Source organism: Pararhizobium sp. LjRoot235 (genome assembly GCF_964254145.1).
Lineage (GTDB): Bacteria > Pseudomonadota > Alphaproteobacteria > Rhizobiales > Rhizobiaceae > Pararhizobium.
In genome coordinates this window covers 1,119,831-1,144,235 of the sequence record NZ_CAXUSP020000002.1, presented here as the reverse complement: position 1 = coordinate 1,144,235, position 24,405 = coordinate 1,119,831, and the positions used below count along the sequence as shown (strand labels likewise).

Annotated in this window: 21 protein-coding genes and 6 pseudogenes; 18 read left to right on the top strand and 9 right to left on the bottom strand. The window is 59.1% G+C overall.

The genetic code is table 11. The features are described 5' to 3' along the window. Positions 1–8 precede the first annotated feature (8 nt). The 5 genes from ACSQ2Z_RS26090 to ACSQ2Z_RS26070 all read left to right on the top strand — a co-directional run bounded on the left by ACSQ2Z_RS26090 (position 9) and on the right by ACSQ2Z_RS26070 (position 3,068). The gene (locus tag ACSQ2Z_RS26090; protein ID WP_436084069.1) at positions 9–332 is read left to right on the top strand and encodes a BufA1 family periplasmic bufferin-type metallophore; all 324 of its coding nucleotides are present in this window, start codon (positions 9–11) and stop codon (positions 330–332) included. A 31-nt stretch (positions 333–363) separates the two neighbouring features. After that, on the top strand, positions 364–1,296 hold the full coding sequence (gene bufB, locus ACSQ2Z_RS26085) for an MNIO family bufferin maturase (RefSeq protein WP_436084068.1): 933 nt from the start codon (positions 364–366) through the stop codon (positions 1,294–1,296). Further along, on the top strand, positions 1,283–2,083 hold the full coding sequence (locus tag ACSQ2Z_RS26080; RefSeq protein ID WP_436084067.1) for an HvfC/BufC family peptide modification chaperone: 801 nt from the start codon (positions 1,283–1,285) through the stop codon (positions 2,081–2,083). Before bufB ends, ACSQ2Z_RS26080 begins: the two co-directional genes overlap by 14 nt. 1 nt (position 2,084) lies before the next feature. Next, positions 2,085–2,603: a DoxX family protein gene (locus ACSQ2Z_RS26075; RefSeq protein ID WP_436084066.1), complete on the top strand. Its 519-nt coding sequence runs from the start codon at positions 2,085–2,087 to the stop codon at positions 2,601–2,603. 201 nt (positions 2,604–2,804) lie between these two features. Beyond that, on the top strand, positions 2,805–3,068 hold the full coding sequence (locus ACSQ2Z_RS26070; RefSeq protein WP_436084065.1) for a hypothetical protein: 264 nt from the start codon (positions 2,805–2,807) through the stop codon (positions 3,066–3,068). A 210-nt stretch (positions 3,069–3,278) separates the two neighbouring features. Here the strand turns inward: ACSQ2Z_RS26070 and ACSQ2Z_RS26065 are convergent, their stop codons facing one another. Together ACSQ2Z_RS26065 and ACSQ2Z_RS26060 are read right to left on the bottom strand one after the other, a co-directional pair. After that, a complete protein-coding gene (locus ACSQ2Z_RS26065) occupies positions 3,279–3,779 on the bottom strand; it encodes a GNAT family N-acetyltransferase (RefSeq protein ID WP_436084064.1) in 501 nt (166 codons plus the stop codon). A 4-nt stretch (positions 3,780–3,783) separates the two neighbouring features. Further along, the gene (locus ACSQ2Z_RS26060) at positions 3,784–4,068 is read right to left on the bottom strand and encodes a DUF1778 domain-containing protein (protein WP_436084063.1); all 285 of its coding nucleotides are present in this window, start codon (positions 4,066–4,068) and stop codon (positions 3,784–3,786) included. A gap of 209 nt (positions 4,069–4,277) precedes the next feature. Between ACSQ2Z_RS26060 and ACSQ2Z_RS26055 the strand changes: the two are divergent. Beyond that, positions 4,278–4,469 (top strand): annotated as a pseudogene (locus ACSQ2Z_RS26055) (IS3 family transposase); the annotation flags it as partial. Between the two features lie 121 nt (positions 4,470–4,590). Here the strand turns inward: ACSQ2Z_RS26055 and ACSQ2Z_RS26050 are convergent. After that, positions 4,591–5,757, bottom strand: a pseudogene (locus tag ACSQ2Z_RS26050) (KUP/HAK/KT family potassium transporter); the annotation flags it as partial. A gap of 71 nt (positions 5,758–5,828) precedes the next feature. Here ACSQ2Z_RS26050 and ACSQ2Z_RS26045 point away from each other — a divergent pair. Continuing rightward, positions 5,829–6,592, top strand: a protein-coding gene (locus ACSQ2Z_RS26045) for an IS5 family transposase (protein WP_436083264.1) whose coding sequence is annotated in 2 segments (ribosomal slippage) — positions 5,829–6,144 and positions 6,144–6,592 — 765 coding nt in all. Because the reading frame shifts where the segments join, the coding sequence is not laid out codon by codon here. A gap of 7 nt (positions 6,593–6,599) precedes the next feature. On the opposite strand, the pseudogene ACSQ2Z_RS26040 reads toward ACSQ2Z_RS26045, so the two are convergent. Beyond that, positions 6,600–7,316: pseudogene (locus tag ACSQ2Z_RS26040) on the bottom strand (KUP/HAK/KT family potassium transporter); the annotation flags it as partial. 706 nt (positions 7,317–8,022) lie between these two features. After that, positions 8,023–8,298, bottom strand: coding sequence for a hypothetical protein (locus tag ACSQ2Z_RS26035; protein ID WP_436084062.1), 276 nt, complete (start codon positions 8,296–8,298; stop codon positions 8,023–8,025). Between the two features lie 477 nt (positions 8,299–8,775). Here ACSQ2Z_RS26035 and ACSQ2Z_RS26030 point away from each other — a divergent pair, with 477 nt between their 5' ends. Continuing rightward, entirely contained in the window at positions 8,776–8,916 is a 141-nt protein-coding gene (locus ACSQ2Z_RS26030; protein ID WP_436084061.1) for a hypothetical protein, read from the top strand. A gap of 463 nt (positions 8,917–9,379) precedes the next feature. On the opposite strand, the gene ACSQ2Z_RS26025 is transcribed toward ACSQ2Z_RS26030, so the two are convergent. Next, complete coding sequence (locus ACSQ2Z_RS26025) at positions 9,380–10,162, bottom strand: universal stress protein (protein WP_436084060.1); 783 nt, start codon at positions 10,160–10,162, stop codon at positions 9,380–9,382. 412 nt (positions 10,163–10,574) lie between these two features. Between ACSQ2Z_RS26025 and ACSQ2Z_RS26020 the strand changes: the two genes are divergently transcribed. The 8 genes and pseudogenes from ACSQ2Z_RS26020 (at position 10,575) to ACSQ2Z_RS25985 (ending at position 18,792) form a co-directional block, all read left to right on the top strand. After that, entirely contained in the window at positions 10,575–11,477 is a 903-nt protein-coding gene (locus tag ACSQ2Z_RS26020) for a universal stress protein (RefSeq protein WP_436084059.1), read from the top strand. A gap of 25 nt (positions 11,478–11,502) precedes the next feature. Then, positions 11,503–11,848 (top strand): annotated as a pseudogene (locus ACSQ2Z_RS26015) (IS66 family transposase); the annotation flags it as partial. Between the two features lie 508 nt (positions 11,849–12,356). Next, positions 12,357–13,481 carry a sugar ABC transporter substrate-binding protein gene (locus ACSQ2Z_RS26010; RefSeq protein WP_436084058.1) on the top strand — a complete coding sequence of 375 codons (1,125 nt, stop codon included), beginning with the start codon at positions 12,357–12,359 and terminating at the stop codon, positions 13,479–13,481. Between the two features lie 79 nt (positions 13,482–13,560). Then, a complete protein-coding gene (locus ACSQ2Z_RS26005) occupies positions 13,561–15,111 on the top strand; it encodes a sugar ABC transporter ATP-binding protein (RefSeq protein ID WP_436084057.1) in 1,551 nt (516 codons plus the stop codon). Continuing rightward, positions 15,108–16,088, top strand: a complete 981-nt coding sequence (locus ACSQ2Z_RS26000) for an ABC transporter permease (RefSeq protein WP_436084056.1) — start codon at positions 15,108–15,110, stop codon at positions 16,086–16,088. The genes ACSQ2Z_RS26005 and ACSQ2Z_RS26000 overlap by 4 nt, the downstream gene beginning before the upstream one ends. Continuing rightward, positions 16,085–17,071, top strand: a complete 987-nt coding sequence (locus ACSQ2Z_RS25995; protein WP_436084055.1) for an ABC transporter permease — start codon at positions 16,085–16,087, stop codon at positions 17,069–17,071. The genes ACSQ2Z_RS26000 and ACSQ2Z_RS25995 overlap by 4 nt, the downstream gene beginning before the upstream one ends. Before the next feature lie 204 nt (positions 17,072–17,275). Next, positions 17,276–18,002 (top strand): annotated as a pseudogene (locus tag ACSQ2Z_RS25990) (DUF2726 domain-containing protein). A gap of 469 nt (positions 18,003–18,471) precedes the next feature. Further along, on the top strand, positions 18,472–18,792 hold the full coding sequence (locus ACSQ2Z_RS25985; protein WP_436084054.1) for an HNH endonuclease: 321 nt from the start codon (positions 18,472–18,474) through the stop codon (positions 18,790–18,792). 100 nt (positions 18,793–18,892) lie between these two features. Here the strand turns inward: ACSQ2Z_RS25985 and ACSQ2Z_RS25980 are convergent. Both ACSQ2Z_RS25980 and ACSQ2Z_RS25975 read right to left on the bottom strand, forming a co-directional pair. After that, positions 18,893–19,656: pseudogene (locus tag ACSQ2Z_RS25980) on the bottom strand (IS5 family transposase). Between the two features lie 266 nt (positions 19,657–19,922). Then, complete coding sequence (locus ACSQ2Z_RS25975; protein ID WP_436084053.1) at positions 19,923–20,912, bottom strand: quinone oxidoreductase family protein; 990 nt, start codon at positions 20,910–20,912, stop codon at positions 19,923–19,925. 67 nt (positions 20,913–20,979) lie between these two features. Between ACSQ2Z_RS25975 and ACSQ2Z_RS25970 the strand changes: the two genes are divergently transcribed. Beyond that, positions 20,980–21,882, top strand: a complete 903-nt coding sequence (locus tag ACSQ2Z_RS25970; RefSeq protein WP_436084052.1) for a LysR family transcriptional regulator — start codon at positions 20,980–20,982, stop codon at positions 21,880–21,882. Between the two features lie 416 nt (positions 21,883–22,298). Here the strand turns inward: ACSQ2Z_RS25970 and ACSQ2Z_RS25965 are convergent, their stop codons facing one another. Continuing rightward, a complete protein-coding gene (locus ACSQ2Z_RS25965; RefSeq protein WP_436084051.1) occupies positions 22,299–23,201 on the bottom strand; it encodes a LysR family transcriptional regulator in 903 nt (300 codons plus the stop codon). A gap of 159 nt (positions 23,202–23,360) precedes the next feature. Between ACSQ2Z_RS25965 and ACSQ2Z_RS25960 the strand changes: the two genes are divergently transcribed. Beyond that, a complete protein-coding gene (locus tag ACSQ2Z_RS25960) occupies positions 23,361–24,377 on the top strand; it encodes a zinc-dependent alcohol dehydrogenase family protein (RefSeq protein WP_436084050.1) in 1,017 nt (338 codons plus the stop codon). The last annotated feature ends 28 nt before the right edge of the window (positions 24,378–24,405 follow it).

Below are 24,405 nucleotides of genomic sequence, written 5' to 3'. Positions count from 1 at the left end.
GATAAGTCATGTCTACGAGATCCACGATAGCTGCTGCCATGCTGGCGAGTGCCGTGGCGGCTGCGGTGTCGTCATTTGCGATCGCCGCACCGCTCACGAAGGCTGAGGTCAAGGCCGCGATGGATGCCGGCAAGGAGAAATGCTTCGGCGTCGCGCTCAAGGGCCAGAATGATTGTGCTGCCGGCCCCGGCACGACCTGCCAGGCGACCTCGACAGTCGACTATCAGGGTAACTCCTGGAAATTCGTCGATGGCGGCACCTGCACGACGATGGAGCTACCAGACGGCCGCAAGGGCTCACCGGAGCCACTGTCGCGCGACCTTCCGTCTTAACCCTTCGAGATACCGGAAAGTGGAGGCAACGATGCCCAATTTTGCAACTCACGCGGATCGTGGCGCGTCGGGATCCCTCCGCTTTCCGGCGCACACGATCGACGGCTTGGCTGGTACCAGTTTCAAGCACCAGCATTTGCCGTCCATCCTTGCTGACGAAGGACGGGATAGCGGCTTCTTCGAGGTCCATGCGGAAAACTACATGGGTGCTGGCGGTCCGCCACATGCCGCGCTCACGCGCATCCGCGAGGACTATCCGGTTTCGCTCCACGGCGTGTGCATGTCGATCGGCGGACCGCAACCGCTGGACAAGGCGCATCTGGGGCGCTTCGCGGGGCTGGTCGAGCGGTACGAGCCCGCGCTCGTCTCGGAACATCTGGCCTGGTCGACGCACAACACGACTTACTACAACGACCTGTTGCCACTCCCTTACACCGAAGCAACGCTGCGGCGTGTCGCCGAACACATAGACGAAGTGCAGGAAGCGATCGGCCGGCCGCTTCTGCTGGAGAACCCCTCGTCCTACCTGTTGTTCGAGGAGTCGACCATGAGCGAGACCGCGTTCATCCGGGAAATCGTCAGATCCACCGGCTGCGGATTGTTGCTCGATGTCAACAACGTCTTCGTCTCGGCGACCAACCACGGCTTTTCTGCTCTCGACTACCTTTCCGACTTTCCGCTCGAACATGTCGGCGAAATTCATCTGGCCGGTCATGCGCAGCAGCAAGACGACGAGGGTGATCTCCTGCTGATCGACAGTCACGACGCGCCGGTGGCCGACGCTGTCTGGAAACTCTTTGACATCGTGATCGGCCGGCGGGGGCCTATCCCGACACTCATCGAATGGGACAGTGCCATTCCCGATTGGCCGGTATTGAAGGCCGAAGCAAATGCGGCGCAGGCGATCCTCGATCGGCACGCGGCTCTGCGACTGCGACTGGAGCGGATCCATGCACGCGCTTAGGGAATGTCCTACCCAGGCTGCCAACGGCCTCGACTATCAGGCAGACTTCGTGCCTGGCCTGCTCGATCCCGCCCGCGCAACACCCGTTTTCGTTGCCGGCCCGAACGGCAAGGCCGCCGACAAGCGCTTCAACGTCTATCGCAACAATGTGACCGTCAGCCTGATCGATGCGCTCACAGCCGTGTTCCCCGCAACAATGCGTATCACCGGAGAGACGTTCTTTCGTGCCATGGCCCGGTTTCACGTCCGCGCGACACCGCCGACATCGCCACTGCTGTTCGAGTACGGCCGGGATTTTCCGGATTTCATTGAGCGCTACGAACATGCGCAATCCATGCCGTGGCTCGCCGACGTCGCGCGTGTCGAGCGGGCCTGGCTCGATGCCTATCATGCGGCGGATGCCGCCGCGTTACAGCCGGATGCCCTGGCCTCGATCCCGCCGGAACGGCTGAGTGACGTCGTTTTCGAGGCACATCCGGCAACCCACATCGTGTGCTCCGCCTATCCGGCGGTGACCATCTTTTCCGCGAATCGGGCAAGCGATCCGGTTTGCCGCATCGAGGCCACGGCGGCGGAGAGCGCACTGGTAACACGGCCAATGCTGGAGGTGGAGGCTCGCCGCCTTCCTGCGGGCGCCGATGCCTTTCTCGCCCACCTCGTGGCGGGCGAACCATTTGGAAAAGCTGCGGCGACAGCGAGCGCGCGCTGCCCGGAATTCGATCTCGCAACCGCTATTGGCACAATGCTCGCGGCGGCTGCGTTCACGGCGGTCCGCCTTGGAGGATGAGATGCTGACTCCCATACGAAAATTCTTCCACAGTCCCGAGATCGGCGGGAGGGCACGGTGGCTCGGCCGGATCGACGATCTGATTGCCATCCTTGCGCCGGCATCGCTGGCCCAACTCGCCCTGCGCATCGGGCTCGCCGTGCCCTTCTGGCGGTCCGGCATGAGCAAGTGGGATGGCTTTTTGCAACTGAACGACGTCGCCGTCCTTCTCTTTACGTCGGAGTTCAAGTTGCACCTGCCGGGCGGCCCGTACGACTTCCCGACGCCGGCCGTGATGGCCTTTGTGGTCGCTTGCGCGGAGGTCCTGTTGCCGACCCTTCTGGTCCTTGGATTGGCGACGCGGCTTGCGGCGCTCGGCCTGCTCGCGATGACCATGGTCATTCAGCTTACCGTGCCGGACGGATGGCCCATTCATCTCACCTGGGCGGCGATGGCTCTCGGTGTTATTGCTTGGGGACCGGGCAGGTTGGCGCTCGATTGGTGGATCAAGGCACGCAGCCGCCATCTCGGCGACGAGTAACTGCCAAAGTTTGCGCTCGGTTGCTGTCGTGTGCCGAAACTGACGCAGGACTTCTGGAGAAAATGGGAACTCGCCTGCATGAAGACGCGACCCGCGACATGAAGCGAAAACCAATGAGTCCACGGGGAGAGAAGCCAGGCCATAAAGAGACCCTATACGCTCGCCGTACTCGCCTATCTCGTCCCAACCTTCGTCGCGGTTTTGTCTGGCACCAAGGCCGCCTTGCCACTGCCGAAGCTCGGCAAGGCCGATCGCCTCGAGGTGCATGTTCGACGTGCGGGCGGCGGCGAGCAGATGCTTTCGCTTCCCCCCTCGGCTGCGACCGTGGTGGAAACGGTCCTGGCCCATCTCCTGCGCGGAGAGCGCATCGCCGTACTCGCCGAGGACGGCCGCTCGTCGTTCTGCGCATGGATCGCGGCGAGCTGCCGTTTCGCTATGTCGGCAAGCACCGACGCGCGAAGCTGATGGATGTCCTGACCCTGAAAACCAAACTCGACACCCGTCAAGCTGCACTCGACGCACTCGCGGAGGATACCGAAGGCCTCAAGAGCGGCCATGCACTATAAGCCGCCGGTCGCGGGCTACGATGCGCTGCTGATCTGGCGCATCTTCGAACACCGCGGAATGGGCCTTAGCCCGGCAGGCCGAATGTTTCCAATTACCGGCGCCCCGGAACTATACTGAGAGCCAGACCCTGATGTCCTCAATGAAACGCATCAGAATTGATGGATTGTCCCGAGCCGAAACGAACCCCCAGCTTCGCCAATACGCCTCCGCTTCTTTGTCAATCGCCCGAACGACAACCGCTCTTCCGGCAACGATATCAGCACCGGCAATGCAGCGCAGAAATGCATCCTTGACCAAGGCTGTACCGACGCCGCGACCGACATAACGCCGATCCACGGCAAGTTGACCGATGAGAAGGCAGGGAATTGGATCCGGCGGGCGGCCCGTGCGTATTTTGCGCGGAACGGCGTTCGGTTCAATAACGCTCGGAGCGAGGCCATAGTAACCGACAACAGTGTCGTCCTCATGGGCAACGACCACGCGCGTGAAGCCCCGTGCCTGGTTCGAGCGCGCGAAATTCGCCAACCAGTCGTCGAGGGCGGGTTTGCCACACGTAAACCCGTCCAGACCGTGGTGGTCGGCAAGAAGTTCAATTCCTGACAGCGCCACGATGTCAACTGCTCCAGGGGGCCTTGCGCTTCAGCCGCTCGGCAACCTTCGCCGGAGCGGCTGAAGGTGGCGCGCCAATGGCCTTCACAAAATCCTCATAGGCATCTGGAGACAGGCGCAGGACAGTTTCGTTCAGGATCGCGGTTTGGGCTTCATGGAGCGCGGCGCGTCGAACGAATTCGGTGCGAGAGAGACCTGTTAGTTTCGCCCCGCGATCGATGATGTCGAGATCGTCGTTACGAAACCGCATCGACACCGGCGTCTCTTTCCTGGGTGCTGCCGCAACCATCTTCCTGTCTCCTATAACGCAGATATACATACGGCAATGTAACGTAAAACGCAATACAATGAGTGGACGACATAACAATCAAAAAAGGCCGCAGCACGAGTGAGGCGTAAACTCCGACATCCAACGCAGCCTCCTCGCTCGAACGCCCCGAAGCAATGGCTTGCCAGAAACGAGCGCGTTCCTCATGCTGCCACGCAGGCGGACGCCTCGGTCTTTACGAGGCTGAGGTCATTCATCGACGCGGTCCCTGGCGAGACTTCGAAGCTGTCGAATTCGCTACCCTTGAATGGGTCGACTGGTTCAACCACCGACGCCTGCTGGAGCCCATCGGCGATATCCCGCCAGCCGAAGCCGAGGAGCGATATTACGCCATGCTGGACGAACCAGCATTGGCCGCATAACTAAACCAAACAGCCTCCGGCAAACCCGGCGCGGTTCAAAGGCTGGAGAACTTGCGCAGGCGCAAAAACCATGCAGGTGGTTTCCACGTGGAGACTTCTAGGACGTTATCGCTGTCGGTCGCTAGATCGTAACCTGAATGCCCAGCTCCACGACGCGGCCCGTCGGCAGTTGGAAATATTCGGTAGCGCTGCTGGCGTTCCTCGCAAGGGCGATGAAAACCCTGTCCTGCCACAGGGGCATCCCGCCTTTGACCGACGGTTTGATCGTCCGACGTGACAGGAAGAATGAGGTCGACATGATATCGAATTTCCACCCCAACTTCCGCGCAAGAATAAGGGCTCTCGGAATGTTCGGTTCTTCCATGTATCCGAACGTGATGATTGCCCGGCTGAACAACGGGTTAAAACTCTCAAAATGAATCTTCTCCTCGTCGGGGACCACAGGAGAACTGGACGTGACGACACTCAGGATGACGTTGTGCTCATGCAATACTTTGTAGTGTTTGAGGCTGTGAAGTAGGGCCTTCGGAGCTCCCGCGACCTCGCTCGTCAGAAAGACGGCCGTTCCCGGAACTGTGTTGTGTTTCTTCTTGGTCAGGTTGTTGAGCAGGAACTCTAAGGGAACGTCCTCGCCCTTAGTGCGGTCTGAAAGCAAATTGCGGCCCGAAATCCAGGTCTGCATCACAAACGCGATGAGGATCGCCACGACTGCGGGGACCCAGCCGCCCTGGGGGAATTTCGCGACGTTGGCGGCGAAAAAGCCCGCATCGATGATGAACAAGGGCACCACGATGGCCAGCGCCGCAATGACCCGCCAGCGCCAAATCTGTCGCATCACTACGGGAAGGAGGACCGTTGTGACCAGCATCTGCCCCGTGATAGCGATGCCATAGGCGACCGACAGCGCGCTTGAGCTTTTAAATCCTATGACAAGCAGGATGACCGAGACGAGCAACAGGAAGTTGACCTGGGGCATGAATATCTGGCCAGCCTGGGTGCCCGACGTGTGACGAACGTGAAATCGCGGCAGCAGGTTGAGATGCATGGCCTGGCTCATCAGCGAGAACGCCCCGGAAATCACAGCCTGGCTGGCGATCACCGTCGCCATCGTCGCAAGGATGACCATCGGCAGGCGAGCCCAATCGGGTTGCATCTCGAAGAACGGATGCTCGACGTGGCCGAGATGGGTGAGGACGAATGCACCCTGCCCGAAATAGTTCAGAAGGAGACACGGAAAGACCAACACGAACCACGCAAAGACAATGGGTCGTCGGCCGAAATGTCCTAGGCCGTAAACCCATTAATTTACTTGGCGTTGCGCGCGCCGCGTGATTCAAGGCTTCCAAATGAGGAGCTTTGATGACACGCCGCCGCTACGAACTCACGGACCATGAATGGTCGATTATTTCGCCACTGCTTCCCAACAAGCCGCGCGGCGTTCCTCGTGTTGACGACCGGCGGGTCCTGAATGGCATCCTTTGGCGGTTCCGAACAGGCTCGCCGTGGGCGGAAGTCCCTGAACGTTACGGTCCACCAACCACCTGCTATAACCGCTTCGTCCGCTGGCGAAAGGCCGGTGTCTGGGATCGGCTTCTTGAAGCTGTTTCAGAAGCTTATGATGGCGACATCGTCATGATCGACTCGACCTGTGTCCGCGTTCACCAGCACGCGGCCACGGGAAAAAGGGGGATCGAGACGATGGTGGCATGGGACGTTCCCGCGGCGGGCTTACGAGTAAAATCCACGCGCTCGTCGATGCCGAAGGTCGGCCAGTAACGCTCCGCCTGACCGGCGGGCAAATTGCCGATTGCACTGAAGCCGATGCGCTGACGGAAGGCCTCCGCGAAGGTGACATCCTGCTTGCAGATAAGGGTTATGATAGTAACGCCATCAGAGCCAAAGCGGCTGCGCGCAAAGCCTGGGCCAACATCCCGCCGAAAGCAAACCGCAAGGGCTCCTTCTCATTCTCGCGCTGGGTTTACAGGCAACGGAATCTCGTGGAAAGATTCTTCAACAAGATCAAACAGTTTCGAGGCATCGCCACACGTTACGACAAGCGCCCAGAAAACTACCTTGCCGCCGTCAAAATCGTCGCGACAAGGATCTGGTGTCAGAGTTTATGAGTCGACGCCCTAGGTCGACATAGAGTGCTTCCGCACCCGTCACGGCGAGAAACACGGCCCCCAGGACAGCGATGGAAATATGCGCATGGTCGATCAGAAACCTGACGCCATACGATGGATCAAGGGCGACAAGAACCTGGGGGACCTCAATGATATGCCCAAGGCCCGAGACTCCGAGCGCCAGGAACCAGAGCACAGTGATCGGCCCGAACACGGAAGCGACCTTTCCGGTCCCGAACCTCTGTACGAAGAACAGCGCGACGACAATGCAAACGGTTATCGCGACGACCCAGTCGGCAAGTTGCGGAGCGACGACCTCAAGTCCCTCGACCGCCGAGAGAACCGAAATGGCCGGCGTAATGATGGCGTCCCCGAGGAAAAGCGAAGCGCCGACAATGCCCAGGACAAGTACCCAGACCGGCCGGCCCGGAAGACTGTTCCTGGCAAGCGTCATCAGCGAGAGTGTACCGCCCTCCCCCTTATTGTCGGCTTTGAGTACGAAGCCAACATATTTCACCGCTACCACAATGGTCAGTGCCCAGACGATAAGCGACAGTAACCCGAGTACTTCAGTTATCGTTGCATCTGATGACCTGCTCGAGGCATGCAGCGCCTCGCGAAACGCGTAAATCGGGCTTGTGCCGATATCCCCGTAGACGACGCCGATCGCGCCGAGAACGAGGATACGGAAATTTTTTGGGGCGGCGTGGTTGATCCCGTCGATGGTGCTTCCGCTCGCTGTCAACTTGAGATGCTCCTCGCTCTGCACTCCCAAACGTCTTATGTCGTAAAAAGTTCGAGCGTTTGGCAGCATGCGGAAAATTTGCCATAAATCCAAAATGCCGATCCCTTGCGTGGCGGGCAAGATCGGAAATTCACGCACTCTGCCCGACCGTCCTGTACGGATTCGCACCGACGCCGTCCGAACGGTGCGCTTCGCTGCATGCTGGCGATAAGGGCGACGCCGCTGCCCTATGCTCGGTCAAGCCAACTCGGAACGCCCGTCGCAAGTCCATCAGATCGTTAGGTTGAGAAAGCCCTTCAAAAGTCCGCATCGGCTTCTTGCCGCGATCGCTGCCTCCCTTCGCAAGGAAAGCGCCAAATTCTTTCCACAGGACTATTGGCTGATGAATGACGATCGTGCGCCTTCCTCCAACTTGATCTGAAGTCGATCTGACCGTCGATCGACGGCGCGTGGGCGCTATTTAATATGAGACAGGGCCCGGGACGCCGATGGTTCTCCCCAAGCGAAATGCTTCGCAGCATGATTGATGAATCCTAAAGTACTCACGCCAGACGAGGGCACAGCAAGTTGCTGCGAGTGCTCGCCATACACGATGAAGGCGCAAGGAACACATTCCCGACGCCTTCAAGATCGGTTACCGAACGAAGTCGGCCTGATTGCAATCAGCGCTGAGCGACTGACCTATTCAGCGAAGCTTCACGTTGGCATGATCGTTGGCGGCATCCGTGTCTGTGGCCGGCGTCTGGGTGTCGTGGCCGGTGAACGGACTTCCCTGGCCGGGCGCCAAGGTACCGCTGTGACCGGCACCGTTGGTCGTAAAGGCGTGCGTCGTGGAAGATGCCGTGCTGCCGGACTGCAATCCATGCTGTTGCGCCTGGAAAAGGTGGTCGTCCGCCTGGGCTACGGCGCAGGTGGAGATCAGCAAGACCGCCGTCGCGGTCATCAAGGTATGGATCTTCATCACAAAAACTCCTTCTCTTTCTGCCCCTCACACGTACGACACACCAGCCACCGCCGATATTCCCCGATCCTCAATCACATCGTCGTGAACCGCATCCTGAAGAGCGATCACATCGGAACAAGAACTGCTCGAAAAGCGAAGATTCTAGGAAAGCCGTGGCTTTTGTCTCCTCAGTCAGCGGCCAGGGGATCTGCGCAGCGCCGCTTCGGTTCTCAATCCCTGCCTTCCTGCATCGCCCGTTCCTTCGCCTTGCAACACGGGTGCAGCAAACAAGGGGCGACAAAAGCAATGCGGCAGCCGTAATCGCGCGGTCAACGTCGCGGAAGGCGCCGCTGGCGAACTTGCACGGTTGTCCGGTAACGCACCTTCCCACCCGCCTCCGAACAAACTTATAAAACAGTCCGGGTCATGTTAGAATGACCCATGGCTACGCTTAGGTACAGTGCAAGGAAAAACGACAGAGACGAGTACTGGTCCGTGATCGACATCTTCACCGGACAGCCGACCGTTTATAAAAACATCCTGCTCGACTGTCTGGACTTCGATGAGGTCGACGACATGATCGACTGCTTGAACTACCTGAACGCCCAACGCATAGGCACCCTTAAGCAGCCTTAAGGTGACTGGGTCGCAGCCGAAAAGAGCATGGCGCTCCGTCTGCGTAGCAAGGACGGAGGCCACTAGATGACCCAAAATCCGTGAACAGAAAACCAGCGTCACCAGGAGGAAACGCTGGCTCTGATGCCGGCGCGCTGTTGGAACAGCGCGTCGATTAGTGAGGCGTAGTTGGAGAAAGAAAGGCCTCAACCTTGTTAGAAGACGCCGGGATCAATTTGGTTCCACCGGGCGCAAAATGTTCGTGGCGACGCAGGAGTGGCCGCCTTTCAAAATGAAATCGCGAAGCGGAACTGCGCTCTAGCAGGCTGCTGAAAAAGCCGCTGGCTTTTGGGTTGAACTCATGCCGAAGGTATTGTGGCCCGACGGTCGGAACCGACCCCAATAGCAATAAAGCGACGGCTTCGCGTCTGATTTTGGCATCGTCGCAGAATGAGCCTTTTGCGAAAAGACGTCGTTCTGCGATTTAGTGCGACATCAGGACCGGCATTGAAATGTTATTCAGCAGATCGTGCGTTGCGCCGCCAAAAATATCTTCGAAAAACGGCGAGTGGCCATAGGCGCCGCAGACGATAAGATCTGCGCTCTCTCGGTCGAGGCCGGCAAACAACGCACTGGTGAAATCGGTCTGCCCCGTATCGCGCCATCCTGCCAAGGCTGCCGTAACCCCATGATGTTCGAGATGACTCCTTATCTCCTGCACATCTGCATTTTTGTCGCTGTAGTTTCTCGCGAACACGAACAGGAAAACTTTGCGCGCTGCCTTGAGAATTGGCATCGCGTCGTGAACGGCCCTGGTTGACTCCCGGCTGAAATTCCAGGCAATGACCACCTGCTCACCGAGCGCGTCTTCTCCCGTCCAGCCGGTCGGAAGGACCAACATGGGAACCCCTGCTGTCACCAAAATGTCTTTAGGGACTACTGAATTGGAAAGATGGCGGTGGTCCGGATGCGGCTGTGTTGCTACCAGAAGATCAGCGCAATGGGAAAAAAGTTGCCCTGCGGTATGAGCCTCCGGCCTTGCCGCGTGATATTGGAAATCAAGGCCAGCCTCCTGAACTGCGGTTTTGAATTCATCTTCAATAGCCAGCGCGTGATCACGGCTCTCCCCCTCCAGTGCTTCTTTCGTGCTGACGTCGACGCCGATCAGCCTGGCTTGGTGCTTGGCAGCGATATTAATGGCAGTGTGCACACGGGCCGCGGAATCTGATCCGGCGTCCAAATAAACAACGATATCTCTGTAGGCCATAGCTTCCTCCATTTGCGAACGCACAGGGCCGAGCGCTTCACGGTGCTCGCTTCTCCGTCCTAGGAGTCATCAGCAGAATCGCGGTTAAAGGCGAAATCCATCATCTTGTGCACTTAATGCCCATTGACGCTGCAGGTTCCGGACGATTGCAAAGAATTAAGGATGTCATTTGCCTCGGTTGTACGATCCCTTTGGAAAGACACGCAACGAGAGGCAGAACCGTTGCGCACAAGCTTTGGTGGGGATCTCTATGAAGACATGTTCGCAACGTCGGCCGGAGGCGGTCAGCAATTGGCCGGCTGACTTTGAACAATCCAGCGCCCGCCGGCGGCGTTGCGAGCCATGCGACGCGGGAGTAGAATGAGCTTCTGTGGACCAGAAGCGATGGAAGCATCGTGGCAGGAGGTCCGACATGAACAATGCGCTCTCGAATGGCGACCCGCAAAGACCGCCGCCGCAACAGGCTGGCGTCATCTTCGCCGACCATGTGCATGAAGTTGCCGTCCATGCCGATGTCCTCGCCTTGCTCCCTGATCCCGCAACCGCGCGCTCTTGCCTTGATATCGCCGAGGCTGCCGCAGGTGCCATCAATGGCACCATGGCCGCCGCTCATGTGGGGGCCGACCCCGAAAAGATGATCGCCGCAGCCGAGGAAATCGACCTGCAGATGCTGAGAGAGCACGATGAAGGCTCGCCGCTGCAGCGACTGGAGCGGGTCACGCGCGCTTTCGAGGATTGGAAGCAGGAAAGGCCGGACCGAAAGAGCCTGGTCCTGGATGATTGTCGCGGCGATCTCAACCGTTGCGTGACGAGCGAATGCCATGAGACAGCGCTCGTCGTCGCCCCATGCCATGGCAACATGGATGCCCGTGATACATTCCACGACATCCTGTTCAACGAACACAAGCTGGCGCTGGTGCCGCCACCCGGTCAATATGCCGGCGATCTCCTGGGCCATATGGTGATTGGCTGGAAGCCGCACGATCATGCGCAGCGCGCCGTCGTCGCGGCGAGACGCTGGCTGGCGGCGGCCGATCGCATCACCGTTCTCTGCGTCAACGATAAACCCGACGGGAGCGATCAGTTCACGGCGCGGGAGCTGCTGAAGCAGCTTGGGCTTGACGGCGACGTTATCGCGATCAGCTCAGGCAGCCGCTCCGTTGGCGAAACGATCCTCGATTTCGCGAAAACCGCGAAGGCCACCTGCCTGCTGATCGGCGCCTTCAAACACGGATATTTCCTTGAGTTGCTGCTCGGCCGCGTCACTCGGTATCTGTTGTCACATAGCCCGCTTCCGATGATGATGAAGCATTAGCTACACTTGGCGGGTAGGTGACTCGTCACGCTGGCAGGCCGTTACGGTTTACACCACCGCCGGACGCTTCGAGATGAGCTACAATGCCGCCGAGCGCGCAATCAGGCCCTTGGCTCTCGGCAGAAAGAATTATCTCTTTAGCGGCTCTGATGCCGGCGGTGAGCGTGCTGCTGTCATCTACACCATTGTCGAAACCTGCAAAATGCCGTTCTCAACCCGCAAGCCTATCTTGCCGACATCATCACCGCATCGCAGATCATCCCGCAAACAAGATCGACGAATGGCTGCCATCGAACTGGACGCCGCAGCGCGTCCCCACTCTCGTGCTTCACGGCAAGGGCGACCGCGTCGCACCCTTGGAAGAGGCCTAGCCAACCTGATCCCTGGCGTGAACCTCGTCGAGTTGCCAGGAAACAATCACGTGTTGTTGGGCGGAACCCCGGCATTCGTCGAGTTTTTCAACAAGGTGATACCATTTCTGGCGTCCCAAAACAGGTAGGGGTCGCTGGAAATGAGGTCATGAGATAGACGCAGATCAGAGTTTGCCATCGTTGTTCCTCCTATTTTGTTCGGACAACTTCAGGCCGGGAAATTGTTCCATGCGCGATCGCAGGATATTGCTACCCCGCCTTCAAATCGCATTGGCCGAGCTCAAAAGCTGTTCATCGCGGCTCGATCGATATGTCAGCTTTACAACCAAAGTCGGCGGCGGTACCCTCGATTCCAATGGCGCTGAGGGAGGAGCCCGTCCGAACGTCATTTGACTAACCCATCGACATGCCTCACCGGCCGACTGAAGATGCAGTCTGGCGGACGTCGATATTTTCCGGATACTCATTTCGATGCTAGTCACAGCATGGCAACAAATGGGAGGATACAATGTTCAAGACATATGTCGGCGGCATTCTCGCGGCCGCTGCCGTCACCCTTGCCTATACCACCGTTCTTGCAGAGCCGGAAATCGTCAGCGGGCCGGCCGCCGAGCCTGAGTGTTTCGCGCCATGGTCGGCGGACACCAAATTCTTCAAGTTTCCGAAGAAAGACGGTCCCTATCGCATAGCACTTGCTAATGGCTACATCGCCAATACCTGGCGCATCCAAATGATCCAGACCGCCAAGGCATATGCGGCTCAGCCCGACGTCGCCGCCAAACTTAAGGAATTCAAGGTCGTTTCGACTGGCGAGGATGTGCCCGCCCAAATCTCCGCGATCAATAACTTCATCGACTCCGGCTATGACGCCATCGTCGTCAACGCGCAGAACCCTACGGCCTTCGGACCGGTGATCAAGCGAGCCAAGGAAGCCGGTATCGTTCTCGTCGCCTTCGACAACATCCTCGACACTCAGGATGCCATCAATGTCAACGTCGACCAGAAGGGCTTAGGCGTGTTGTGGGCGAACTGGCTGGCAAAGCACCTGCCAGACGGCGGCAAGGTTCTCGAAGTGCGCGGCGTTCCCGGTACCTCGGTCGATACCGATCGCCACAACGGGATCCACGAAACCTTCGCCGCTACAGGCAAGAAATGGGATGTTGTCGAGGTTATCGGCAAGTGGGATGATCCGACGGCGCAGAAGGCAACCGCCGATGCTATTGCCGTGCACAAGAAATTCGACGGCATTACTGCACAGGGCGGTGACACGGGCGTCGTTCAGGCGATGATAGATGCCGGTCATCCCTTCGTGCCTTTCGGTGGAGAGACGGAGAACGGCTTTCGCAAATTCTGCGCCAAGCATACTGCGGACGGCCTGAAATGCTCGTCGGCCGGCACTGGGCCCGCCCAGGTGGCGGTTGCCATCAAGACGGCGATTGCAGCACTTGAAGGACAAGTAGTTCCACAATCTATCAAGCTGCCACTGGCGATTGTCGAGGACCCGAACTTCAAGGAAGGTCAGGATTTCTATCCCGATCAGTCCGATAATTTCTTCGTCGGCAACGCCTTCCCGACCTGTGGCATCAACTTCACGGCCCAAGAGATCATGGGGCAGTCGAAGGAAAATCAATAAAGGGGGAAAATCCGTTGTATGAAAGTCGTGTCGCGGGCGGAGGCCTGCGACGCGCGCGAAACCCGCCCCGGGGACCTTCATGATCACATCACCAACACGGGCGGCGGCGCCGCTTTTTCAAATGGACGGCGTATCGAAGTACTATGGGGGCGTCCGCGCGCTCGAGAATGCCGCCCTAACCGTAGAACCCGGCCGCATTCATGCCATCCTAGGTGAGAACGGCGCGGGCAAGTCGACGCTGATCAAGATCATGGCGGGCGTGGTCGCTCCGGATAAAGGGCGCATGCTGCTGGATGGACGGGAAGTCACCTTCCGTTCCCCTGCCGACGCTTCCGCCGCCGGCGTGACCTGCGTTTTCCAGGAACTATCCTTGATCCCGGATCTCAGCGTCGCCGACAACATCTGCATTGCCCATCCGCCTCGGCACTTCGGCCTGATCGATCGGCAAGCGCAGCGCGTGATCGCAGAGCAAGCCCTGGGACGCGCAGGTGCCGAAGAGATTCATCCGCGCACGCTGGTCAAGGATCTTCCGCTTTCTCGCAGACAATTGGTGGAGATCGCCAAGGCCCTGGCGTGGAAACCGCGCATCCTTATTCTCGATGAGGCGACGTCGGCGTTGACCGCAGCAGATGTTGCAAAGGTCTTCTCCGTCCTGATGCGGTTGCGGTCGGAAGGGCTGGCGCTTCTCTATATTTCCCATCGCATGCACGAGATCGCCGAACTTTCCGACGAATGCACAGTGTTCCGCAACGGCCACAACGTCATGAGCTTTGCCGCCGGCACTCGTTCCAACGGCGAGATCGTCGAAATGATGATCGGCCGCGAATACAGCAATGCCTTTCCGCCAAAACCCGAGCAAGCAGTCGATACTGCCGCTCCCGCTCTGGAATGCCGCAAGCTCGGCTGGATGGATAGCTTGCGCGACATCTCGTTCACCCTCGGCAAGGGCGAGGTTTTGGGCCTTGGCGGCCTAGACGGGCAAGGGCAGCGCGAACTGCTGCTGGCGCTGTTCGGAGTGCTGCGCGGCACGACCGGCTCCGTCCTTGTTGATGGCAAGGCCATCACGCTCGCTAGTCCGGCAGCGGCAAGTTCAGAGCAAATCGGCATCGCGCTTATTCCGGAGGACCGCAAGACCGAAGGCCTGATGCTGCCGATGACAGTACGGGAAAATCTGTCCTTTTCCGTTCTGGATCAGGTTTCGCGGGGCGGCGTGATAAACCAAGAGTTCGAAGAGCAGCTGATCGACGAGATGATACAGTTGCTAACCATCAAGACGGCGGGTCTGGATCTGCCGGTCGCGGCGCTGTCGGGCGGCAACCAGCAGAAGGTCGTCATTGCCAAATGGCTTATGCGCAAGCCGAAAATCATTCTGCTCAACGATCCGACGCGCGGTATCGATGTCGGCACCAAACACGAAATATATCTGCTGCTGCGACGTCTTGCCGACAGGGGGACAGCGATCCTGTTCTATTCGACGGACTATGACGAACTAATCGGATGCTGCGATCGTGTGCTCGTGCTTTACGACGGGCGCGTCGCGCGAGAACTAAAGGGCAGCGCCATGACTGAGCGTGCATTGATCGCGAGCGCGCTCAATGTCGAAGATGGACACGCGGGGACGGCAGCATGAGCGAGTGGCGGTTCTGGCTGAACGAGCAGCGCGGCATGCTGACGGCTGTGGGGATTTTTCTCGTCATGTTCACGATCTACGTCTCCAACCACCCGGCCGGGCTGACCGCCAACGTGGTCCAAACTGCGTCCAACAAGGGCGTGCTGCTCGCCTTCGTTGCCATGGCGCAGACACTGGTGGTGATTACGGCGGGCATCGACCTGTCGGTAGGCATGATCTTCATCCTCACCAATGCGTTGGCTTCCTGGCTGGTTATCGGTACACCTCTTGAGACAACTTTCGGCGTTATTGCCGTTCTTGCCGCGGGTCTTGCCTGCGGAGCGTTGAACGGTCTGATCGTCATCTACGGGAGGCTACAGCCGATCGTCGCCACCATCGCGACGGGCGCCGTGTTTTTTGGCATCGCTTTGCTGCTCAGGCCTTTTCCTGGCGGTTCGGTCAACGAGGATCTGGCGGACATGATGACCGGCAAGATATTCGGCGTCGTGCCGTCCAGCCTGGTCGCGCTTGTCGCTGTTGTGCTGGTCGTCTGGATCCCATTCAGCCGGTCGGTGATCGGGCGGGCAGCCTATGCATCCGGATCGTCGGAAATCGCGGCCTATATGTCGAGCCTACCAATACGCCGTGCGAAATTCACAGCCTATCTGCTCTCAGGCCTCCTCGCCGCGACCGGCGGCCTATTTCTCACCTTCTTCACCTATACCGGCGAAGCGGCCCTTGCGAGTGGCAACGCCTACACGCTCTTCTCCATCGCCTCGGTCGTGCTTGGCGGCGTCTCTCTTTATGGCGGCAGGGGCACCGCCATCGGTGCGGTCTTTGGGGCGCTCGCCTTTCGGACCATCGGTGATCTTCTCTTCGTCTTCGATTTCGATCCACTCTGGCAACCCCTGTTTCAGGGTGTGGTCTTGCTTGTCGCGGTTAGTCTGGGTGCGTTCGGATTGTTTCGCGTCCGCAATCGCCTGGAGTGGTTCGGATGAAGGATGCCACACGAGAACAGCCCGTATCTCGGCTCCCTAAATTCGCCCGTCGGCTGGACCCGGCAATATCAACCGCTTTTGCCTGTATTATCGTGCTTCTGATCCTCGGCAGTTTATATTCAGCGAGCTTCCTGTCTCCGGAATATCTCTTACAGCAGTTGAAGGTAGCTTCCTTCCTTGGCGTCATCGCAACCGGCATGATGGTGGTCATTCTGCTTGGGCAGATCGATCTGTCAATTCCATGGTCGGTGGCCGTTGGCGGGATGATGGCCTGCGCCGCCGCCGCTTATGGACCTGTCGGTGAAACTCTCGCTATTCCCTTCGGCGTAGCCTGTGGCATGGTGATAGGCTTCGCCAATGGAATTGGCGTCGCCTATCTACGCATCCCCTCGATGATCATCACCTTGGCAACGAATGCCGTCGCCCAAGGTTTGATGGTTGTCTACACCGGCGGCTTCTCGCCACAGGACTCAGCCACGATCACCATGCGCTATCTGGCGACCGGCTTTCTTATACCTGGCGTGCCGAACGCGGTGCTAATCTGGGCGATCGTGGGAGCGGTAGCGATCTTTGTGCTAACCCGCACCACATTCGGGCGTTCCGTATACGGCATCGGCAACCAGGAGCGTGCCGCCTACCTTTCTGGTATCAATACGCGCCGGATCGTCCTGATCGCCTTCGTCTCATGCGGCGCGCTCAGTGCCTTCGGAGGCACGCTTCTTGCGGGCTATGCTTCGAAGGCGGCCCAATCGATGGGCGACAGCTACCTGTTGCCTTCGATCGCCGCCGTCGTACTCGGCGGCACATCGATCCTGGGCGGTCGAGGCTCCTACCTCGGCACGATCGCAGGGGTGATCCTGATCACCTTGCTGCAGTCTATTTTATCCGTCATGCAGATGCCGGAGGCCGGGCGACAGATCACCTACGGTCTGGTCATCATCGTCATGCTGTTGCTTTACGGCCGCGGCCCCGCCAATCGATAGTTTCGGGTGATCGCCGTTCCATCAGTACGGTCTGCGACCAAATTTGCTCGCCTTGAACGGTTTCGAACCGTAGCTCCCGCTGTTAGAGAGGTGCTTGTGCCGCTTTCGTGCACTTCAGATGGCGCCGGACTACCTCTTTTGTGTAGCTTTTCGCCGATGCATGCACGCGGTTTACTATCTTCGCGCGCAGTGACGGAGAGGGGCATGCACTATCGCCATAGGTCGGTGCTTTTCGCGGCACCTGGACTAGTTATCGGAGCGGTCGCGGTAGGTGCTACCGGCGGCATAACGCTTGGCGACTTCGAGAAGCCTGAGCTGCTGATCGCCTCTCTTTTTGTCGGCTTCATCATTGGCATGGCCGTTGAGGAGCTCCGATCCATGAATGCGACGGCAGGCGTGGCGAACAAGAAACCGATCACGCTGGGAGAAGAAAGGCACCGGGGCCAGCATTGTCGCTGCGCCTTGGCTTCCGACATCTGTTCCGGAGCCGCCGAAACAATTTGACGCTGCTGACCAGTTGCGCATTGTCATGAACTCGAATTTCACGATTCAGCCGCTCCTCAACAAAAGCGAAGCGCGGGTATTCAAGGAGCTCGACCGCATCGTGATCGGCTGCAATCCCACTTGGCAGGTGATGGCGCAGGTCTCGTTAGGCGAGATCCTTCGCAGCAAGGATGCTGATGCGTACCGCTGCATCAACTCGAAGCGGGTCGACTTGCTGCTGGTGGACGGTACTTGCCGGCCGAGGCACGCCATCGAATATCAGGGCGGAGGGCATCATCAGGGTGCCGCGGCCGCGCGCGATGCGATCAAGAAAGAGGCGCTGCGACGCGCCGGGATCGGCTACGACGAGGTCGTCGCTGGCCAAACGACCCCGTCGGAGCTTCGGCGATTGGTCGAGAGGCTGGTGGACAAGCCGGACGTCAAGTAGCGCCCTGCGCCCATCGACTCAGCTCGCGCCATTGGTTTTGCCCGCGGCGTCCTCCTCACTCGTCCCCTGAGCATCGAGGGTTTGGTGATGCCTGAATCGGTTGCCTCCAACATGGCCTTGGATTTCGCGGCAGTTCGAGAATGAGCGGTAGGCAGCCTGGGAGATCACTTGGTCGGCTGGGCGAGAGGCCATTCCGGTCAAGTTCCAGGCGAGATCTTATGCGATCCTGCGAGCACAAAACACGAACGCCGTTCGCTCCCGCTTTGCGCCCTCAATGCGTCTGAGGCAAGCATCCGTTCTTAAAGACGGAATTTGGCACCGTCAGGGTCAGCGTCGATGTAGAACATGCGTTGCTCCCCGCCAGCAGAACCGATATCAGCGGGAAAAAGCGTTATAGACGCATGCCATCAGCACATAGAAAAATCGATCGAGGACCGATGGCCCGCAAGAACAGAGAAGAAGTGGCTTCGTGGGACGTGGAGCCAGAGCCAGTGTTTGCCCGATGTGCGAGCGCGTGATCTCGGATGATCAGAAAGACGCCCACCATCTCGTCCCGAAGAGCAAGGGTGGCAAGAAAACCGTTTGCCTGCACCGAATCTGCCACGACCAGATACATGCGATTTTCACGGATTCCCAACTCGCGAAGAAGTTTTCTACGATCGAGGCCATCCTCGAAGACCCTGCCGTGCAGAAATTCGTGGCATGGGTAAAAAGCAAGCATCCAAGTTTTTCGGACTCGGCAAAGGAACCGCGGCAAGCGTTTGGTTCGGGCCGAGGGCGCAAACAGTAACCGCACGAAACTTCCACATGGGGCCAACAGCCTCCAGGGTTATTTGGCTGCTCCGCGCCGTCATGCCGGTCGTCCACACCACCCGCATTAGGGCGTCGACTCATAAACTCTGACACCAGATCCTTGTCGCGACGATTTTGACGGCGGCAAGGTAGTTTTCTGGGCGCTTGTCGTAACGTGTGGCGATGCCTCGAAACTGTTTGATCTTGTTGAAGAATCTTTCCACGAGATTCCGTTGCCTGTAAACCCAGCGCGAGAATGAGAAGGAGCCCTTGCGGTTTGCTTTCGGCGGGATGTTGGCCCAGGCTTTGCGCGCAGCCGCTTTGGCTCTGATGGCGTTACTATCATAACCCTTATCTGCAAGCAGGATGTCACCTTCGCGGAGGCCTTCCGTCAGCGCATCGGCTTCAGTGCAATCGGCAATTTGCCCGCCGGTCAGGCGGAGCGTTACTGGCCGACCTTCGGCATCGACGAGCGCGTGGATTTTACTCGTAAGCCCGCCGCGGGAACGTCCCATGCCACCATCGTCTCGATCCCCCTTTTTCCCGTGGCCGCGTGCTGGTGAACGCGGACACAGGTCGAGTCGATCATGACGATGTCGCCATCATAAGCTTCTGAAACAGCTTCAAGAAGCCGATCCCAGACACCGGCCTTTCGCCAGCGGACGAAGCGGTTATAGCAGGTGGTTGGTGGACCGTAACGTTCAGGGACTTCCGCCCACGGCGAGCCTGTTCGGAACCGCCAAAGGATGCCATTCAGGACCCGCCGGTCGTCAACACGAGGAACGCCGCGCGGCTTGTTGGGAAGCAGTGGCGAAATAATCGACCATTCATGGTCCGTGAGTTCGTAGCGGCGGCGTGTCATCAAAGCTCCTCATTTGGAAGCCTTGAATCACGCGGCGCGCGCAACGCCAAGTAAATTAATGGGTTTACGGCCTAGTTCCTGGAAGCAGTCAGTCTGCTATTCGAGCGGTCACGTCCGGAGCGCGCCGTCAAAGGAGTCATGGCGATAGCCTTGGGCATGTTTACCGCCCAAGGCTTGTAGCGTCTAAAGGGTGCCTTCTTCCGTTTTCGATCCGGTGGACAAGCAAGGTTATCCCCGACAATAGCACGGCATTGTTTTCGGAGCGTTCAGCCCTGTCTTTTCATTTCGGGAATGAGCAGAATGCTGCCTGCAATACGTCCCGCCTCCATGTCCGCATGCGCCTTGGCAGCTTCTTTCAAACTGTATTCGGCACCAATCTGGGACACAATCCCTGCTTCCATGGCACGGATCGCCGCGTGAGCCGCCGCGCGATATCTGCCAGTATCGGCGCACCAGGCCATGATGCTGGGGTGCGAGAGCGATTTTCCAGGCCGAAGTTCCTCGACCGGCACCGGTGGTATGGGTCCGGCGGCCTGGCCGATGGTGATCGCCATCCCGAAAGGCCGGACCGCGCGCAGGCTCTTGACCAGCATGTCGGCGCCGATCCCGTCAATTGCGACATCGACGCCCTGTCCGTCGGTCAGCCGCTTGACCTCCGCGACGATGTCGGCCGAACGACCGACGATCAGATGATCCGCGCCATAGGATTTTGCGAGTGCAGCCTTTTCGGGCGTGCTGACGGTACCGATCACAGTGGCATTCAGCGACTTCGCCCAGCGCACGAGGATACTGCCAAGGCCGCCCGCGGCGGCATGAACCAGAATAACACTGCCATCGCCGACATCACATGTCTTGCTCAGCAGCATGTAGGCAGTCATGGCTTTGAGCAGCGAGCTTGCGGCCGTCCGCGCCGAAACCGCGTCGGGAAGCCTGATCACGCTTTCCGCGGCAATGACCCGTGTCGAACAATAGGCCCCGGCCGGCGGGCCGGCATAGGCGACCCGATCGCCCTGTTGGAGATCGACCACGCCGGCCCCGACAGCTTCGACAATGCCGGCGGCCTCGACGCCGATCACAGCCGGGTAGGACGGCAGCGGATAGATGCCCTTGCGGTGATAGATGTCCAGGAAATTGGTGCCGACGGCCTGATGACGGATCAGGACTTCACCCTGTCCCGGAGAGTCCGGACGCTGTTCCTGGACCTGAAAGTGGGTGACATCGCCGGGCGCGCTCAGCAGTATGATGTGATCGGTCATTGTTTTCTCCATGATGGTTGCAACATAGCTGCTGGCAGGATGTGTGAAAATTCCCTATTGTCTCACAATGGCAGGGAATAAATTCACACATATCGACTGGGACGACCTCCGGCATTTCCTGGCGCTGGCGCAGTCGGGAACGTTTCTCGGCGCGGCCAGGCAGCTCGGCGTCGAACATGCCACGGTCAGTCGGCGGGTCCTGTCGCTGGAAGCGCGACTGGGGCGCGGGCTCGTAGACCGTCGCGGGCGGCGTGTCGTTCTCACGGCCGATGGGGAGCAGGTCGCCAGGCATGCGGCCCTCATTGCCGCGCAAACGGCCGCCGTCGAGCAGCTTGGCCGCAGCAGCGCGACGGAGCTGCAGGGTCACGTACGGATCAGCGCCCCGCCGGCGCTTTCAAGCGTGCTGCTGGCCGAGCCGATAGCCGCCGTTCGGCGTGAACATCCCGGCATTCACATCACGCTGGTCGGCGAGAAGCGGCTGGCGTCGCTGGACCGGCGCGAGGCGGATATCGCCGTGCGGCTGTCGCGCCCAGATCAAGGCGACTATTCCATCGTCAAGCTCGGCGAGATGAGTTTCAACCTTTACGCATCCAGGCGCTATCTTGACACCGTCGCCCCTTCAGACTGGACCTTCATCGGCTACGACGAATCTATGAATGCCTCGCCGCAGCAAATGCGTCTGATCGAACTGGCCGATGGCCGCCCGATCGCATTGCGCTCGTCCGTTCTGGAGTTTCAGGTTGCAGCCGCCAGCCTTGAGAGCGGTGTCGTCATGCTGCCGGATTTCGCCGCCACGGGGTCCGGCGATCTTGAGCGCGTAAGAGAGGATCATGCGCTCGTCAGGGAAATATGGCTTGTCGTGCATACAGAGATTAAGGACGTTCCATCTGTCCGTGCCGTGACAGATGCCTTCAAAAGTGCGTTTCGACAGCGGCTCTTGGCGAATAGCGCCCCTTGCGCCACACCTTGACGCGTTCCGTTCGACTGTAGCGTAGTTCTTGCGAAGGTGGTGATGGCCGCAAAGGGCCGACAGGCGACCTAGACCACGGCAAGAATGCGCCGTCATCTCGGCCGTTGAAAGCCCCGAAAAGGTCTCCCGATAGCAGACATGCTGGCGTATTTACGGCTAGGCGGGTTGGCGCCGATACTGTTGAAAAGTCGTTTTTCTATGATGTCCAGTTTGTGGGAAGGCTGTAGAGGCGGATACTGAAAATCGACGTGAGGGACTCCCAATTTTACGATTAAGCAACGTGTGCGCCGTATAGCGGGATTGGAACAGCATCGGCGGGCAACATCAGTCCAAATCGCGAAATGGCAGACTTTTCGGCGAGGCTCAATTTTGGACTTTTTCAACAGTATCCGCCAATTGCGGTCATCGAGCTTTCGCTATGCCGTTGGCACTCTATTGCGCAGGGCGTCCACCAAGACCGAGAATGCAGGCAGGTTCTGCCTGCGCGTCGGATAGTAGAGAAAATATCCAGCAAATTTCGGCGACCAGTTGTTGAGGATAAGCTGCAGCCGGCCGCTGGCGATGTGGGTGCCGACCAAGCTCTCGGGTACATAGGCGATGCCGTACCCTTCGAGAGCGGCATCCACCATCGCTTCGGACGTGTTGAACGTCAGCTGTCCATCGACGCGGACGCGGACTTCCTCGCCATCCTTTTCGAATTCCCAGGCATAGAGCCCTCCCGTCCGCGACTGCCGCCTGTTGATGCAATTGTGCTGCATCAATTCCTGCGGATGCCTGGGCGGCGAATGTCGACGAAAATAGTCCGGCGATCCAATGGCGACCAGCCGCCAGTCCGGCCCGATCCGGACCGCGACCATGTCCTTCTCGACACTTTCGCCCAGCCGGACGCCGGCGTCGAAACCTTCCTCCACGATATTGCGGAAGCCGTTGTCTATGTTGAGCTCGACCCGGATATCCGGAAAGTCGCGCAACATCGGGGCCAGCTTCGGCCAGACCACGCTTTCCATCGCATGATCGGAGAGCGTGATCCTCACCGTGCCGGCTGGCTTGTCGCGATAGGCCATCACGGCTTCGATGTCGGCCTCGATCTCCGCGATGCGCGGTGCCATGGATTGTCTGAGTCGTTCACCCGCTTCCGTCGTGGCGACGCTGCGTGTCGTCCGGGCCAGGAGCCGTAGCCCCATGCGCGCCTCCAATTGCTTGATGGCGTGACTGAGAGTTGATTGCGCGATGCCGAGCTTGGCGGCGGCTTTTGTAAAGCTGCGCTCCTCGGCTACCGCCAGGAACCAGAGCAATTCGTTGAAATTTCCGCGCGCCATGCAGCCCGTCCCGTTGAATGGATAAGGTTCGATTATTAGCGGATTTCGATAGGTCCATGCAAATTGCCATGACTAATCGTGATTATCCTGGGGTGCTATGTTGAGCTCAACACAAGGTGGGCCACTGGCGGCCCAACATATGACACTCCGGAGATACCAATGCTCGGAACAGTCCTTCACACCCGTGGAGACATTCGCTGCGAGGAAGTCGCCGAACCGAAAATCCTCAAGCCCACAGACGCGATTATCAAGCTCTCGGCGTCTTGTGTCTGCGGCTCCGACCTTTGGCCATATCGCGGCCTCCAGCCCATCGACGCGCCACAGCATATGGGCCACGAATATTGCGGTATTGTCGTCGAGGTCGGCAGCGCGGTGACGACAGTCCGCCCCGGCCAGTTCGTTGTCGGGTCGTTCTGCATTTCCGACAATACCTGCCCGCATTGCCGATATGGCTTCCAATCCTCGTGCGAACACCGGGAGTTCATGTCGGGCGCGCAGGCACCTTATGTTCGCGTTCCGCTCGCCGATGGCACGCTGGTCGCCACTGATGTGATGCCTTCCGACGACTTGATTCCGAGTCTGCTTGCGGCCTCGGACGTTCTCGGCACCGGCTGGTATGCGGCAGACGCCGCGCGGGTGAAGCCGGGCTGCACCGCTGTGGTGGTGGGCGATGGTGCCGTGGGCCTGATGGGTGTGCTGGCAGCCAAGCAACAGGGAGCCGAGCGGATCATCGCCATGAGCCGCCACAAGGCGCGGCAGGAACTCGCTCTTGAATATGGTGCCACCGACATCGTCACCGAGCGCGGCGATGCCGGCGTGGCGAAGGTGAAGGAACTGACCTCCGGGGTCGGCGCGGACTCCGTTCTCGAATGCGTTGGCACGCAGGAATCCATGATGCAGGCGATCAACTGCGCCCGTCCCGGCGGCGCGATCGGCTTCGTGGGTGTCCCCCATGGCGTGACGTTTGACGGCCAGATGCTGTTTTTCCAGCAGAAGAGCCTGATGGGCGGCCCCGCTCCCGTTCGCCGCTATCTTCCACACCTCATCGACCTCGTGATGAACAGGCAGATCAATCCCGGCAAAGTCTTCGACCTGGAAGTCCCCTTGGTGGATGTCGCCGAGGGCTACAAGGCCATGGATGAGCGCCGGGCAATCAAGACTCTGCTTCGGATGTAACCGAGCCCCGGGAAATCATGGAGACGAA